We start from the raw sequence: 16,274 nt of genomic DNA on the forward strand, positions 1-16,274 counted from the left end.
GGGCTTATTTGCGTGTATAGCACAATTTATGAAACCTTGAACGACCCACCTGTTAGCTTCAGAAAATAATCTTCCAGAGTGTCATTCTTGACGCTTATTTCACTCACCTCTACACCATTTTCGGATAACATACGGTTGAAGGTGGAAGATTCGTTCAGCTTTTCATAAATCCTTATAACCCCTTGTTCAATAACCTTATAATCCGTAATTCTCATTTTTTCAAGAAGGAATGACGCCTTCTTGTCATCGCCTGTCTTAATTTGAATATAGCTTCTGCTCTTCTTTTTAAGAGACTCAAAATCAATTTCCTCCAATAATGTTCCCTCATGTATTATTCCTATTTTTGAAGCTATCTGCTGTATCTCACTAAGTATGTGTGAAGATACCAGAACTGTAATCTTTCTCTTCATGGAAAGGTCTTGAATTAATTTGCGGATTTCCTTTATTCCCACTGGATCAAGACCATTTGTAGGCTCATCAAGTATCAATAATTCCGGCTTATGCAGCAGTGCCCTTGAAATTCCAAGTCTCTGTTTCATTCCAAGGGAAAAGCCCTTGACCCTTTTGTTTCGTACATCTGTCATACCCGTTATTTCAAGGGCTTCTTCAAGATAACTTTTATTTGTGACACCCATAAGCCGTCTATGTATCTCCAGATTTTCAACTGCTGTCAGGTTTGGATAAAAGCCGGCAGTCTCAATTACCGAGCCTATTCTACCGTAATGTGCATGCTGTCCTACTGAAATCCTCTCTCCGAACAGAAAAACCTCTCCCTCTGTTGGCTTTATGAGTCCCATTATCATTCTGATGGTTGTTGTCTTGCCAGCTCCGTTCTGACCGAGAAAACCATATATATCGCCCTTGGCAACATTCATATTTACACCGTTTACAGCTTTTTTATTTTTATATAATTTCGAAAGATTATTAGTTTTTAATATATAATCCACATTTACACCCTCCCATTATTCTATTTATACACATCATGCCTTGAATAATAAACAGCACTAATTAAAACCGAAGTTACAAAAACTGCGGCAGACACTGCAAGAATACCTCTTACATCACCTCTGCATATACTTTCTGTCACAAAATAATTATCAACAAGCCTGTTAGGTGTGCAGGTCGGTATAAAAAGACTGTTTTTTATATTTATAAAACACATATATGAAATAAAGTAACCCATCCCGGTAAAAATACTTGTTCCGACTGATTTGACCAACAGACATATAAATGATGTCAGCGGAACAAGAACAAAATTAAGACCAGCCAGGATAAAGATCAGCCTTATAAGTTTTAATATCAGTTTCCATTCAGGAACACCAATAAACACAATACCAAATAAGAAAGCAGATACCAGAAATGAAATATACAAGCATATACTAAAAATTAACATTACTGCTTGTTTTGACGTAAAAAGCTTTATCTTTGAAACAGGATATGTAAACAATATGCCTATAGTACTTTGCTGATACTCACCAGATATAACGTACCCTGTTATTACTGCAATAATGAACAGTGCCACAAGGTTTATACCGTTCAGACCTGCCGCCGCAAAGCTGTCCCATGTTACAACAGATTTTTGTGATGTTACAAGGAGCATTGCAGTGCCTGCCGTAAGAAACCCTCCTATTGCAATCATCCAGAAGATCGGTGTTCTCTTGTATTTTATCAGCTCTGTATAAATCAGATTCAGAAACATTTGACCCTCCACCACACTATAAAAGTGCATCCGACTTTTGGTATACTATTAGCCCTAAAGCCAGTGAAACTGCTGCCAAAGCAATAATAAACACTGCAGCGGCTGTAATATTTACAGCTGCGTCCTTGAAATAGTTGACCAATATGTAGTTATTCGAACCGAAAATCCGGGCCGCCACTGCCGCAGGCGTCATAAAAGGAGATATGTAAATATTATTCTTTAAATGAAAGGGAAAAACCAACATCATATATCCAAATATAATAACGGATGTAAGCACAAACCGTTTAGTTAATACTGAAATCAAAACAACTATATTTGATAGTAATCCATAGGACAGTATATACCAGACTGTCACTTTTATTGATTTTAGTAACAATGCTCCGGGAACAGCGGTTTTTATTGCTATAACCCCGAACAGTAGCTCTGATGCAAAAGTTACCGCAAAAAGCAATATTACCACGGCAAATATGGTCAGCAGCTTAGCCAGAAAAATCTGAATTTTAGGAACCCTTGAAGTATAGATATACGAAGCAGTACCGTATTGGTATTCCATATTGAAAATGAAACTTGAAGCTAAAACAACTGTTATCAGCACTCCAAAAATCATGATTTCCTGCCTTGAAGCCAGAAACCACTGCCAGCTGTCGACTTTGTCAGTGCTTTCGAAGATAAATTGAAGAAATTTGACTATAGAAGGAAGAATCCCGGCAATTAAAGTATAAATCAGCACCTTTGACCTCCTCAGCTTTAAAAATTCCGTTGAAAGCGTTTCGTACATTGTATCACCTCGCAGTTTTTTCTTTTATAATACAATATCCACCTTACGCTGTATTAAAGAAATTCTTACAAATTTCTTAACAAAAAGGATATTGCAAATAAGATTAAACATTATATTTGCAACATCCTCAAGGGCTATATGCGATATTTTATCAGGCTGAAGGAAAAAACAGTTTTTTCACCGGGGATACTGGATACTTCGATCTCCCCGTTTTGCTTTTCAACCAGTTGTTTTGTAATTGCAAGCCCCAATCCGGTACCGCGCATACTGCTGTTTCTTGAAATTTCCGAGGTATACAACCGGTTAAAAACAAGTGGTAAATCCTGCTCAGGTATTCCATTTCCCCTGTCCCACACATCCAGCCATACCTTGTCGGACTCTTCTCTCACAAAAATACCTGTTACCCTTCCGTCTTTTCCATACTTTAAAGCGTTCGATATAAGATTGTTTAGAATTCTTTGCAAGCTCATTCTGTCCCCCCAAACATAAACCGGCTGCTTAGGAAGCTGAATGTCCGGTGTTATGCCGTTCATGACAAAATCCTGATAAAAGGCTGCGATAGCTTCTTCTGCTAAATCTGTCAAATCAGTTTTCACAAGCCTTATAGGCGTATCTTCCGATTCAAGCTGCGACAGCTCAAAAAAGTCTTGAATCATTTTATACAGATTCTGTGCTTTTGTGTGGATAATACCCAGATATTCCTTTTGTTCAGTATTACTGATACCATCACCCTTTTGAAGTACCTCCACAAAGCCAAGGAGTGACGTAAGGGGTGTACGGATGTCATGGGATATATTTGCGATGAGCTGTTTGTGGGCAATTTCGAGAGTTTGTTTTTCGTCAAGTGTACTTTGAAATTTATCGAGAAGTATATTCAGCTCGCTGCTTATGTCTTTGAGTGATTTATATTTCAAGCCGATATGTATTCTTCTGTTCGATCTGAAATTACTGATGTCCGACAACACCCCGGCAATGTAGCTTATACCCTTTTGATTAACAGTAATTCTCAACGCAAGTATAATGTTTAAAAGTACTGATACAGTTACAATTCCAATTAATATACTCATATTACTCCTCTACAAGCTTGTAGCCTATTCCCCAGATAGTCTGTATATATTTTGGATTTGAAGGGTTTTTTTCAATTTTTTCACGCAACCTTCTTATATGAACCATGACAGTGTTCTCATCGTTTATATAGTTTCCACCCCATATTGATTTAAAAAGCTGGTTTTTGGTAAATACCTTTCTGGGATTCTGTAAGAAGAGTTTCAGTATTTCAAACTCCTTGGCTGTCAATGTAACGGAGTTGCCCCCTACTTTCACTTCATACGTACCTATATTCATTTCAATGTCCATATGGCTGACTATTTGTGTTTGCCTGTCGGTTTCACATGAAAATTTCAAATATCTTCTCAGCTGTGCTTTTACCCTTGCTGTTAATTCACCAATGCCAAAGGGCTTGGCCAAATAATCATCAGCACCAAGCCCCAAACCAATTATTTTATCTGTTTCCTGACATTTCGCAGATAATATGAGCACGGGAGTATTTCCTTTCTCCCTTATTTTTTGTAAAACTTCGTAGCCCCCTACCTTAGGAAGCATTATATCCAGAATAACCAGCTGGAATTTATCAGCCGTAAACTTTTCTGTAGCGGCTGCACCATCATATGTGCTTATTACGCAATATCCTTCCTTAATCAGATTGTCAGCTATAAGCATGTTGATTTCCCTGTCATCCTCAACAATGAGTATTTTTATTTGCTCCACCATGAAAGCCCCCAGATTTTTTATTGCACAGCCTCTACTGATTCTCCTTAAAAGCCTTAACCAAAACTTTCAGATTCTCTTCCATAGTCTTTATATAGCTGTCTGCAGGTGCATTTTTCTCTCCTGTTACAACAGGATCAAGGAGATAAACCTTTGCACCGGTTTGTTTTGCAATTGATTCTGCCGCTTTTGCAGAATACTGAGGTTCTGCAAAGAGTATTTTTACGTTTGAATTTTTTATCTTGTCAATTAATCCTGCGAGCTCTCCGGCACTCGGTTCCGTTCCGGGTTCACGTTCCACTACAGACACTATATTCAGTCCGAATTCCTTTGCAAAATACGGAAAGGCCTCGTGGAAGGTGATAACATTTTTATTTTTGAATCCATCCAGTTCCTTGTGCATTTTTTCTCTCTGAGCCTCAAGCTGCTTTACATATTCAGAAGCATTTTTCCTGTAGGCTTCAGCATTTTTTGTATCTGCCTTTGCAAGTCCTTCAGAAATATTTTTGACTTCTTGTATCGCACCTGAAATACCTACCCAGACATGTGCATTATCTTCTCCGTTAGCATCTTTTAGTAGCTCCATGTTTTTTGAGGCTTCAACTATTTTAAGGGACGGCCTCTGCTTGATTACTTTGTCCATAAAAGCTTCCATCCCTGCCCCGTTAATTACAAATATGTCTGCTTTCTCAAGGGTTTTTAAATCCGCAGGAACCATCTGGTAATCGTGAAGACAGCCTTGCTGGGGTTCCGTCATGTTTTCAACCTTTATACCGGGTATATCCTTTACAATGTTTTGAGTAAAAATATACATGGGATAAAATGAAGTTACTATTGTAGTTTCTGCTTTTTCTGTAGTATTTGCCGTCCCGTTGGAACAGCCGGCTAATATAAATGAGAACGCCAACGTTATTAACAACGTTCTTAAGAGTTTACCTTGTTTCAATTAAATTACCTCCGCTAATGTTAAATGGGAATTGTTCGCATTTATATTATATACCATTGTTATGGTTTATAAAACTATTATTTATTAATCAACTTATTTATTGTTTCCAAATCAGGGGGATACAATGCAAGAGGAAATCGGCTGCACACAGTTGCTGCCGTTGCTGCGGCAAATTGTACTGTTTGTTGGTCATTCATATTTTTTAGTACTCCATATATTGCCCCGGCCTTAAAAGAGTCTCCGGCACCCAGAGTACTCTGCACATTTACCTTATAGGGTTTCATTTTTTTTACGGGTTGATTTTTTCGTCCGAACATGATTTCCTGGGAACCAAAAGTAAATATTACCAGACCTTCTGTGTTTGCTGTATACTCTCTGAATAGTTCTTCAACGTCCCTCTGAGGATAATTGTTCCTGATAAACTCATTGGATATAATATTAACTTCTGAATATTTATGAATTACCGTATCATACTTGCAGTCGATAGTAACATACTTCTTTCCTAATTCGTGGCAGCAGTATGCAACCGCTTCGGATTGTTCCATAAAGAAGGGGTCGAGTCCCACAACCTCGCAGTTTTCAATATCTTTACTGTCAGGCTTATTCCATCTTTTTGTTTCATTACTGAAATATGAACCAAATCTTCCAAAGCATGTTCTAGTATTTGTACCTATTAACACCATGTCCTGAACTCCGTCAAAAGTCTCATCGAAGTAAACCCCTGACATATCAATTCCGAACATCCCCACAAGGTATTCTTCCAGAACTTCCTCGGTTCTTCGTCCCTGAAAGTTTCCGTCAAGCTTTACGGTACAGCCAAGTGCAGACAGTACTACTGCACAGCTTCCGGTTTCCCCTCCCGGCAGTACATAGCTTTCCTTTATTTCGGAATAAGTATCAGCTTCCGGGTACTCTCCCTCCAACAAATTCATGGTTGTAACCAAAGTCATGCCGTAAAGGTAAATATCATATTTTCCCATTACATAACCCTCCTGAATATTTATTAAATTTAAAGGGGTTTCTTCATGAGTCTCACTGTAAACCTGGTACCTTTTCCCGGGGTACTGCTTACATATATTGACCCGTTCTGACCTTCCACAATAGTCTTGGTAATGTATAGTCCTATTCCGATATTTGTTGGATTGCAGCTGTAAGACCCTTTATAGAATCTGTCAAAGATTCTTGGAAGCTCATCCTTGGGAATCCCCTGACCCTCGTCCTCAATGATTATCTGTACAAAAACATTATTTTCATCCCAGGATATCCTAATATCTCCTCTTGTGTTACTATGTTCTATACAATTTTTAATAATGTTTGAAAATGCTTCTGTAGTCCAGTTTATATCATGCTTTACTATAATGTTTGAAGAACCGTGGAGCCTTATATCCACATTTTTTTCAGAAGCAATTGCTTTAAGGGGAGAAAGACTCCTTTGAACTGTTTCAGAAATATCTGCTTCCTCCATTGTAAACTCAACTACTCCCGCCTCAAGTTTTGCCATTTTGAGTATGTTTTTTATGAGCCATTCCATCCTATCCAGCTGATTCTTACTCTCCAAAACAAAACCATCCCGTTCCTCTTCAGAAAGGGTACTGTCATTTTTCATTATGTCGTTAAACATTATAAGAGAAGCAAGGGGTGTTTTAAGTTGATGGGATATGTCTGCCATGATTCGTTTCAAAAATATCTTTTCATTTTCCAAAGCATGAACATTTTCACTTAATCGTTCACTCATACAATTTATCTGATATATAAGATATCCGATATCTCCTTCTTGGGTATCCCCTTTTATTGAATCGTAATTTCCTTCTACAATGGCTTCCGCACTGATACTGATTTTTCTTATTTTAGAGAAAACTCTATTAAAACAAAGGACACATAACACAATCAGAACCGCCCAAAAGAATACAAGAGTTATTCCTATTCTGGTATTTGCCTTTCTAAAGCTATTTTCAAGCATATAATTCTTTTCTATGCCAAGACTTTCGTTATAGGAATATTTCTTTAAAATTGATTTTCCATACTCATAGTCTTCCTTGAAACCCTTTGTGTAGTTCTTAATAATATCACTTTCCAACTGCGGATATTGTTTTATAATAGTACCTATCACCGCAGTATTTTGCTGAATTTGTATTTTATTAACAGAATCTGCAAAGTTTTTTACTGTGTAATAAGAAACAGCACCGAAAGCTATAAGTAGAACTGTAATTATCCCTATGATAAGCTGGATTTCTTTATTTTTCAGAAGCTTCAATATACAACCTCCATGTGTACGCTATCATTCTTTCCACATATACCCAAACCCTCTCACTGTCTCTATGTGCTTTTCATCTCCGGCTTCAATCTTTTCACGGAGTCTTTTCATATATACATTAAGAGTATTATAATCAACAAAATTACTGTCAATATCCCAGAGCTTTTCAATAATAGTGTTTCTGCTTATTACATTCCCTTTATTTTCAAGCAGTACAAGCAATAGCTTATATTCAACAGCTGTGAGAAAGACCTCTTCTGTGTTTACATAAACCTTGCATTTCAAGGGTTCAACCATTACATTTCCACTGGTGATTTTCCCCGTATCAACGCCCTCAACCTGCTTCTGCCTTCTCATAATGGCATTTATTCTTGATATTAATTCGCTGGTTCTTACAGGCTTTGAAATATAGTCATCACCGCCTATATCAAGTCCGAATACTACATTAGGCTCATCATCAAGAGCTGTCATAAAAATAATAGGTACATTGCTGGTCTGCCGTATCTGCTTGCAAAAATCATATCCATTTCCGTCCGGAAGAGTAACATCCAGCAGAATTAATTGTATATCTTCATTAAACATCCGGTAAGCATCTTTAATATTCTTTGCTATTGATACCGCAAAATCCTGCTTTTTCAATGCATATTCAATTCCCATAGCAAGTGGTGCATCGTCTTCCACAAGTAATATATTCATGGATGGTTGCCTCCTTTATACATTAGGATATTAGTATAATTATACACTACAAATAAAAAATATATAGCCTGCCGGGAATCCGGCAGACTATATCAAACCTAAAAGACCGACTTAAACTTACTCCTCAACACGAAGTGATTCCACAATGTTCATATCGTTTAATTTGCTCAATGGGAAGAGTGCGGCTAATAGAGTTATTGCAATCATTCCCAGACCTCCATATAAGTATGGCCACCAAGCCGCATGATATCCAATATCGCCGACAGGATTGTTATTGATTATACCAAAATAGGTAAGAAGGAAGGCGATAGGCAGTCCTATTATACAAGCAATTATTCCGAATAAAGCTCCTTCCAGTAGAACCAGCTTCTGAAATTGGCCCTTTGTCATACCGATAGCCTTAAAAGTAGCATACTCTCTCTTTTTCACAAGAAGATTGATTGTTACCGTATTAATTATATTTACAGTCGATATAAGTATTATAAGGCTGATAAATCCGTATACGAGAATCATCATCTGGTTCATCTGATCGTCAAACTGTTTTTTCTGTTTGTATACGTCAATGTACTGAGCCTGGTTTTCGTCAGCAAGCATGTTGAGCTTTTCATAATTTTGTTCAGCATGTTCCGGCGAGTCAAAATTTAATGCCAGTATTGATAATTCATTTGTTCCTGTCAGCCTCTTAAAACTGTCATGGGACATTATTATGCCAAAGCTGTTGTATGGGATATTTTGCAATACTGTCTCATACTCAACCACACCGGCTACCTTAAAAGTAATGGTTTTGCCATTATCAATAAGACGCTTCAGCTGTTCGGTATCAGGATTTTTCAAATAGCTGCTGTTTAAAACAGGCATCTTTATTTCGTCCCCTACCTTATATCTTGTAAAGCTGTCAAAGATTGTGGCTTTATCCATACGGCCTCTTGCCTTGTTTACAATGATTACTTCATTATTATTTTTAAAGCTGTTATAGTCAATATTTGTTTTGTTTTCTTTATTAAGCAGCTTAAGGCAATTCTCATCATAGCCTATCAGATTAACACTGTTGATAAAATAGTTCTGTCCGTATTGTTCAGGCTTATTGTTACTGTTTAAAGAAGCAACAAATTTTTCTGAAAGCATTTTCTTATCAAGGGTATACGTAATGTACTTGTTAGTCATTTCGTATGTTTCTTTTATTCCGTCCAGCTCCTTAACCTGTTTCGGCAGGGCTCCAAGATTGACATCGCTGGTGTTAACAAAAGTACCTTCAACCTTTACAGCTTGACTTGCAATCTTGTTGCTCTGGAGAAATATATCAATAAAATTGGAGAAAAATACGAACATAACAATGGATATCATAAGTGATATACAAGTAATATAAAATCTCTTTCGATTTCTTTTAATGTTCTTGTATGCAACCTGGCCTTCAAAGCTGAAAAGCAGTTTTGCCCAACGTCCTCCTCTTCTTTTAACCTTGTCTCCCTTTACAACTACAGTACCCCTTATTGCATCTATAGGTGATACCTTTGATGCTGTTCTTGCCGGGAAAAAAGCAGAAATAAACACTGTGAAAATTCCTAGAATAGCAGCAACAATAATTACCTGCGGATAGAAGCCGATTTGAAATGCTCCAAGAAAGCCATGTATAAAGAGTCTAAAGGTGATAAATATTCCCGCATAGCCTGAAATAATACCAATAGGTATAGAAATTGCACTCATTATTGCGGCTTCTCTGAAAACCAGCTTTCTTATCTGGGCTTTGGTCGCTCCAATGCTTCGGAGTATTCCGAAATGCTTAATCCTTTCCATTACTGATATATTAAATGCATTATAGATAACCACCACCGTACATATAACAACAAATCCTGCAATTATGGCAAATATCTCATCCATTCCATCGTTTCTTGTTTTGTCAGGTCCTTCACCCATAAGGTATAAAAGGCGTGTGTTTATATCCAATTTTACATTATTTGCTTTTGCTATTTTTTGTGCATTATCTACTATATTCTTTCCGCTTTTCATATTTGCATAAAAGATATAATCTTTTGAATCGGAAGAAGTCTTGATATCCAGATAGCTTAATGCAGTGTTAGTAATATAGTTGCTGTCATATACCCCAACAATCGTATAATCTTTCTCAATTGACGATTTGTCCTTTCCTGTCAAAGCACCCTTTAGTTCATTGCTTATTTTTTTGTTTTTTAAAACAGCACTTACTTTTTTGTCTATCAATATTTCGGAGCTGTTCTTTGGGAGTCTTCCTTCTATCAGTTTAACATTGAATATATCTTTAAAAGCTGCGGCATCATAGCTTTTTATGTCAAGGGTTCTCAAGGATTCTGTCAATTTATCGGTTTCAAACTTATATGTGCCTTCCAGTCTTATTGCTCCAACCTTATTAAACTCGGCATTGGAATACAATGTATTAACATTTTCTTTTCCTAAATCGTAGAAGTAAACTTCATAATCACCATTTGCCTTTGCATTTTCAATTTCACTGTCCATTGCACTGTAGTAAATACTTCCTATAGCCGTAAACATTGCTATGGCTATAATAATCCCGATAAGAGTAAGTACAGTTCTGCCTTTATGCTTTTTTAAATACCGTGCGGTAAGTGCTGAATAGTTTTTCATTGTCTCACCACCTCATCGGAAGAGATTTTACCGTCAACTATACTTATGACTCTGTCTGCCATGCTTGCTATATTCATATCATGTGAAATGAGTATAAGTGTCTGGTTATATTTTTTTGCAGAGTATTTTAACAATTCAAGAACCTCTCTGGAGTTTTTTGTATCAAGGTTTCCTGTAGGCTCATCAGCGAGAATGATTGATGGTTTGTTTGCAAGTGCCCTGCCTATTGAAACACGCTGCTGCTGCCCTCCTGAAAGTTCTGATGGCAGGTGTTTTCTTCTGTCTTTTAAATCAAGTATTTTAAGCAGTTCATCAATGTATTGCTTATCTTCCTTTCTGTTGTCCAGAAGAAGCGGCATGAGAATATTTTCTTCTGCTGTCAATACGGGGATAAGGTTATACGCCTGAAATACAAAACCCACTTTTCTTCTTCTAAGTATGGATAAATCCTTTTCCCTAAGTCCGTAAATATCCTTGTCGTCAATATATACTTTACCCGATGTGGGTTTATCAACTCCTCCGATTAGATGCAGCAATGTACTTTTACCGGAGCCGCTTGGTCCTATAATTGCAACAAACTCGCCTTTTTCAACTGAAAAACTTATATTGTCAACGGCGGTTACCTCATTTTGTCCTTTACCATATCTCTTTGTCAAATTTTCAATTCTTAAAACTTCTTTCATTTTATTACCTCCATATATTCTTTAGTTCATTTAAACTAATAGTGAATTATTTTAAAAGCAATCCGCGGCGATGCTTATCTTTCATACACAAAATTATACGGAGTTAAAATTACAATTGCATAAATTTTAAAATTACAAATCTGTAAGGTTAAAATAAAAAAGTGCAGAAGACTATTTTTAAAATAATCATCTGCACATTTTTACGTATTTTAAAAAACTAAATGTATATTTTGTATTTACCTGCCAACATTAACAAGCTGAAAAAGTAAAGACAGTTGTCGTAATACCTGCGTTCTCCTTTTCTTAAGGGGAGTTCCCAGAAATCCTTGACCCACTGCTGTCGATATTTCCCTTTTGCTGCCAACGAACCGGCAGCATTGGTTGCAATTATTGCAACCGGGTGCATAGCAGGCTCTTCAAAGGGTTCTCCTTTAATAGTATAGGCCTTGTATTCGCCTAGTTCGGTATTTTCGCTGAAAAAAGCCTGCAATTTATCTACTATCTCTCCCAGAGACTCATCCTTGTTGAACCAAGCCGCATCCAATCCTATATTCATAGCTACCCGGTATGCATCTGAATAGAATTCATAATCTCTGAACAGCAACTTGGGAGTACCGTCAAAATTTGCATATTCAGGGGCCATACCGGTATCTTTGTTACATGACAAATGCAGATACTTTCTGCTTTCCTCTGCTGCTTTTTCCCAAAAGGGCCTGTCCTGTTCATCTGCCTTTAGTGCAAAAAGCTCATAAAAGTGGGGCAAATGGTATGATGGGTCTGAATAAGCTGCTTCCGGAACAAATTTGATATAGTGGTTTGAATTATCCCACATGGCTTTTCCGCCTTTAACAATTCCCGGTTGATGCAGACAGTGTCTTAAAATTTCTCTTGCCTGAGTACTGTAGTTAAAAGGCGGAATCCCGTCACCCCACCTGCTGCCGGCAAAGAAAAGAGCCATTGCAAAATACTCTTCACCGTCCGGTGCAGGGCCGTCATAATTTTTAGTGCCGTCAGTTGCCACAGACCATGCAAAATAGCCCTGATACTTACCCTTGGTGTGTTGCATATATGTTTTTGAAAAAAGCCACAGTCTGTCAAATATGTCCTTTCGGTCCATTTGAACGGCCATCATCATACCGTAACTCATTCCCTCGGTTCGTGCGTCATTATTACCCGTATCCAATATATATCCCATGTCATTACCCATTTCAAAATAAATCCTCTCCTCCGGGTCAAAAAACATGGTATTGAAAGTTTCATCTATCTTTTTTTTGATTAATTCACTGGAAATACCTGTTTCAGAAAATAAATCAGGATATAGTTGTGTATAGTATGCTCCGTTTGTCATTATGTAACCTCCTGTTTTTTCTCATTTTATAACAAAATTAAGCACCGTTCAATGGATATAGTTATACTACCACCACTTTTTCTTTTTGAAATAATAAAGCATGGAGGCAGCAATTGCAATCATTACTCCCCATAAAACAGGATACATGTATAGCCAGCCCAATTCGGGCATATTTCTGATATTCATGCCATATATGCCTACAATAAAGGATAAGGGCATAAAGACTGTGGATATAATCGTGAGAACCTTCATAATTTCGTTCATACGGTTGCTGGTACTTGAAAGATATATATCCAGCATACTTGAGAGTATATCTCTGATGGTTTCGGTTGTATCCATAGCCTGAACAACGTGATCATATAAATCTCTTATAAATATGTTAGTAGATTCATTTATCAGCTCGCTCTCACCTCGTTCAAGGGAAGACAAAACATCCCTCAAAGGCCAAACTGCCTTGTGAAGAAATAAAACCTGTCTTTTTAGCTTATGTATGGTTTTAAGGGTATTTGAAGTAGTCCGTACTATCAGCTCATCCTCTGCAATCTCAATCTCTTCACTGAAATCCTCCAGCACGGTAAAATAATTGTCTACAATTATGTCCAGCAGACAATACATAAGGTAATCTGTGCCAAGCTTTCTTATTCTACCTGCACTAAGACTTAATCGCTTAATTACCGGTTCAAAAATGTCCGTATCCTTTTCACAAAAGGATATAACAAAACTCTTACCGAGAACAAGGCTAATTTGCTCTATGTCGAACTCGCCGAGCTTTCTGTCATAGGAAATCATCTTTGCACAAATGTACATATAGTCCTGACTAAACTCGATTTTGGGACGTTGGTCGGTATTGAGGATGTCCTCCATAACAAGTGGATGCAAACCAAATTTTTCGCCTATTTCAGCCAGAACCTCAGTCTCATGCAAGCCTTCAATATTCAACCAAATTGCTTTTCCTTCAGATTGTTTTATCTCAGATAAGTTTTTGGAAGAAATATTATTTTGCCTGAAGGTATCTTCTCCGTACTCAATCCTGGTTATAACCGTGGTATCCCTTTTTTTGTCACCAATATGAACAAGACTTCCCGGAGGAAGTCCTATTGTTTTTAAACGGGATTTTACAATTTTTTACATAGCATAAACCCTCTGCTTTTCTTAAAGAATCACTTCCAGCTTTACCAGTCTGGCAATTACCTTAATTTCCTTAGTACCCACAGTTTCAGTTATAAGAGTTCCCCTGTTGTATACCAGAAGAAGCTTGTCCCCCTGAAGTTTCTTAACCTGTCTAACAGCTCTTTCGCCATTGTATTCAATAAGAAATATGCCATCTTTATCTATCTGGTTTTCAAGAACACCAAATGCCCTGTCACCTTTAAATACTCTGAATCCGGCCATATCAGTGTCTTCTATATTCAAATAGAATACCTTTTCTTTTGCAAAACCCCCAACCTTGTTTTTTTCGATGGGAAGCAGTTTTTTGTCAATAATCCTGTCCATTTTGTAGCCATAAACCGGTACTGTTTTTAAAATATTTCCGAAAGCATCATCCCACACCTGCTGTACAGGTTCATTTGAAGCAACAGGTGCCACTTTTTTAACGGGACGGACACTATCATTATTTCCAATACCCGGTGCAAACTTATCATCAGAAGCAAAAAGTCCGATAGGCCCAAGTTCAAAGTCAAGTGCTTTAGAAATTCTGCCAATCATGTCGTCACTAACTATTTTTTTACCTGATTCTATATCCAGTACAAAACTTTCTGAAACTCCCAATGCCTTTGCAAGCTGCTTTGGAGTCTTTCCTTTCTTTAACCTCACCTTATTTATTTCTTGGCCTATTCTGCTCATAAATAACAATCCCTTCCCCGTTAAATTACATTACCGTATACTAAAGACAGCTATCTTGCCCAAAGTACCAGCATAAATGAGTTGTACTTGTCAAACTCATTTCCGTTAAAATCTGCAAAAAGCCTTACTCTTTTAAATCCTGCATCTGAAACCGCTCCTACCAGATCATCCTCTCTAAGGGGATAAAGAGGTATTTCATTTTCATATACTTCTCCGTCAACACTCAGTTTAGTATTAAAATATATCCTGTTACAGCTCCTGTCGTATCTGTAGTTTCTCTCAAAAGTAAGTCCTACATCTTTGTTCTCAATAGTCGGCAGGCTTTTGATATCTCTAAGTATTATTCTGTCAAAGTTTATTATCTGAAGTACAAGGTTGCCTTCTTTACCCGTCAGCTGTTTTGCAGTTTTTATAAATTCTCTTATCTGTTCCAAACTTTCAAGATGCACGATGGAATTTCCAATGCAAAAAACCAAATCAAAGCTATCAGAAATCTTATTCTGCAGCTCAAGCATATTTCCCTGCATAAACCTTACAGATTGATTATTTTCTTTTGCCTTAATTTCAAGCCGGCGTATCATTTCTTTGTCTAAATCCACAGCCGTTACATTGTAGCCCTGTCTGTCCAGTTCTAGAGAATATCCTCCTGTTCCACAGGCTATATCCAGTACGGATTTTGGCTGTTCTCCTGCAATCTCCCTAAGGAAATCAATCTGCTCTTTTCCTGTTGGAAAAATGTAATCATAATATTTAGATATCTTTTGATAAAATGACATAGTTAATTTTCCTCTTTTGTATTTATACCAATGCAAGCAACTTCAGGTATTTCCATTCCATATTCTGCAATCAGGAACTTTATTGGTATTCCATCTTCAGAAAACATTATCTCATGTTCTGTTGGAACATTCTCCTCAAAGCCGCTTTCATATAAATTCCAAGTTTTATATTTTATTATAAACCCATTTTCTTCAAAATATTTTACTGAATCTTCAAAAAGACCATCATCATCAGTCTTAAACCATATTTCCCCACCTGACGCCATAAATTTCTTGTACTTTACAAGCTGTTTACCATGTGTCAGTCTTTTTTTCTTGTACGGAGTCTTAGGCCACGGATTGCAGAAGTTTATATAAATCTTGTCAATTGAGTCTGCGGTGTCCAGCATATTGTCAATTAATTCAATATTCTGGGACATAAGACGGATATTCTTTATTTCTTCAATACCTTTTTCATTATATTCCTTCTCAATCTTTCGTTTTGCAAGTCCAAGAACTTCACTTTTTATATCTACAGCTATATAGTTAATATTTTGATTGTCAGCGGCAAGCCTAGATATAAAGCCTCCCTTGCCACATCCCAGTTCCAGATGTATCGGATTGCTATTACCAAAAAACTCCCGCCATCTGCCCTTATAACTGGGTGGATCCTTCACATAAAAATCACATGCCGCCAGTTCAGGTCTTGCCCATGGTTTTCTTCTAAGCCTCACAGTATACACTCCCGTTTTATAAAATAAATATACAAAATTATTTTACAGTCCACACACCCCCCTGTCCATAATAATTTATACCCATTATGCCATATATAAGCTAAATTTTGTTATTTCCTATCCAATTCTCTTGAAACGGTAACATTTCAG

General features: G+C 37.1%; 16 protein-coding genes. All 16 read right to left on the minus strand.

What is annotated here, in order from left to right:
* Positions 1 to 26: 26 nt before the first annotated feature.
* Positions 27 to 947 carry an ABC transporter ATP-binding protein gene (locus CLO1100_RS13980; protein ID WP_014314407.1) on the minus strand — a complete coding sequence of 307 codons (921 nt, stop codon included), beginning with the start codon at positions 945 to 947 and terminating at the stop codon, positions 27 to 29.
* 20 nt (positions 948 to 967) lie between these two features.
* Positions 968 to 1,699 carry an ABC transporter permease gene (locus tag CLO1100_RS13985; protein ID WP_014314408.1) on the minus strand — a complete coding sequence of 244 codons (732 nt, stop codon included), beginning with the start codon at positions 1,697 to 1,699 and terminating at the stop codon, positions 968 to 970.
* A 16-nt stretch (positions 1,700 to 1,715) separates the two neighbouring features.
* A complete protein-coding gene (locus CLO1100_RS13990) occupies positions 1,716 to 2,477 on the minus strand; it encodes an ABC transporter permease (protein WP_014314409.1) in 762 nt (253 codons plus the stop codon).
* A 134-nt stretch (positions 2,478 to 2,611) separates the two neighbouring features.
* Positions 2,612 to 3,544, minus strand: a complete 933-nt coding sequence (locus CLO1100_RS13995; protein ID WP_014314410.1) for a HAMP domain-containing sensor histidine kinase — start codon at positions 3,542 to 3,544, stop codon at positions 2,612 to 2,614.
* Position 3,545: 1 nt separating this feature from the next.
* Entirely contained in the window at positions 3,546 to 4,247 is a 702-nt protein-coding gene (locus CLO1100_RS14000; protein ID WP_014314411.1) for a response regulator transcription factor, read from the minus strand.
* A 31-nt stretch (positions 4,248 to 4,278) separates the two neighbouring features.
* Positions 4,279 to 5,190, minus strand: a complete 912-nt coding sequence (locus CLO1100_RS14005; protein WP_014314412.1) for a metal ABC transporter substrate-binding protein — start codon at positions 5,188 to 5,190, stop codon at positions 4,279 to 4,281.
* Positions 5,191 to 5,267: 77 nt separating this feature from the next.
* Positions 5,268 to 6,170 carry a PfkB family carbohydrate kinase gene (locus CLO1100_RS14010; RefSeq protein WP_014314413.1) on the minus strand — a complete coding sequence of 301 codons (903 nt, stop codon included), beginning with the start codon at positions 6,168 to 6,170 and terminating at the stop codon, positions 5,268 to 5,270.
* Between the two features lie 29 nt (positions 6,171 to 6,199).
* The gene (locus tag CLO1100_RS14015) at positions 6,200 to 7,444 is read right to left on the minus strand and encodes a HAMP domain-containing sensor histidine kinase (RefSeq protein ID WP_014314414.1); all 1,245 of its coding nucleotides are present in this window, start codon (positions 7,442 to 7,444) and stop codon (positions 6,200 to 6,202) included.
* 24 nt (positions 7,445 to 7,468) lie between these two features.
* Entirely contained in the window at positions 7,469 to 8,140 is a 672-nt protein-coding gene (locus CLO1100_RS14020; protein WP_014314415.1) for a response regulator transcription factor, read from the minus strand.
* A 117-nt stretch (positions 8,141 to 8,257) separates the two neighbouring features.
* On the minus strand, positions 8,258 to 10,759 hold the full coding sequence (locus CLO1100_RS14025; protein ID WP_014314416.1) for an ABC transporter permease: 2,502 nt from the start codon (positions 10,757 to 10,759) through the stop codon (positions 8,258 to 8,260).
* The gene (locus CLO1100_RS14030; protein WP_014314417.1) at positions 10,756 to 11,442 is read right to left on the minus strand and encodes an ABC transporter ATP-binding protein; all 687 of its coding nucleotides are present in this window, start codon (positions 11,440 to 11,442) and stop codon (positions 10,756 to 10,758) included. Before CLO1100_RS14030 ends, CLO1100_RS14025 begins: the two co-directional genes overlap by 4 nt.
* 217 nt (positions 11,443 to 11,659) lie before the next feature.
* The gene (locus CLO1100_RS14035; protein WP_014314418.1) at positions 11,660 to 12,790 is read right to left on the minus strand and encodes a glycosyl hydrolase family 8; all 1,131 of its coding nucleotides are present in this window, start codon (positions 12,788 to 12,790) and stop codon (positions 11,660 to 11,662) included.
* 66 nt (positions 12,791 to 12,856) lie between these two features.
* The gene (corA, locus tag CLO1100_RS14040) at positions 12,857 to 13,912 is read right to left on the minus strand and encodes a magnesium/cobalt transporter CorA (protein ID WP_014314419.1); all 1,056 of its coding nucleotides are present in this window, start codon (positions 13,910 to 13,912) and stop codon (positions 12,857 to 12,859) included.
* Positions 13,913 to 13,942: 30 nt separating this feature from the next.
* On the minus strand, positions 13,943 to 14,635 hold the full coding sequence (locus tag CLO1100_RS14045; RefSeq protein WP_014314420.1) for a helix-turn-helix transcriptional regulator: 693 nt from the start codon (positions 14,633 to 14,635) through the stop codon (positions 13,943 to 13,945).
* Positions 14,636 to 14,685: 50 nt separating this feature from the next.
* Positions 14,686 to 15,411 carry a class I SAM-dependent methyltransferase gene (locus CLO1100_RS14050; protein WP_014314421.1) on the minus strand — a complete coding sequence of 242 codons (726 nt, stop codon included), beginning with the start codon at positions 15,409 to 15,411 and terminating at the stop codon, positions 14,686 to 14,688.
* 2 nt (positions 15,412 to 15,413) lie between these two features.
* Positions 15,414 to 16,124 carry a tRNA (guanosine(46)-N7)-methyltransferase TrmB gene (gene trmB, locus CLO1100_RS14055; RefSeq protein WP_014314422.1) on the minus strand — a complete coding sequence of 237 codons (711 nt, stop codon included), beginning with the start codon at positions 16,122 to 16,124 and terminating at the stop codon, positions 15,414 to 15,416.
* Positions 16,125 to 16,274: the final 150 nt, after the last annotated feature.

It is taken from the genome of Clostridium sp. BNL1100, from assembly GCF_000244875.1.
Lineage (GTDB): Bacteria > Bacillota > Clostridia > Acetivibrionales > DSM-1351 > Ruminiclostridium.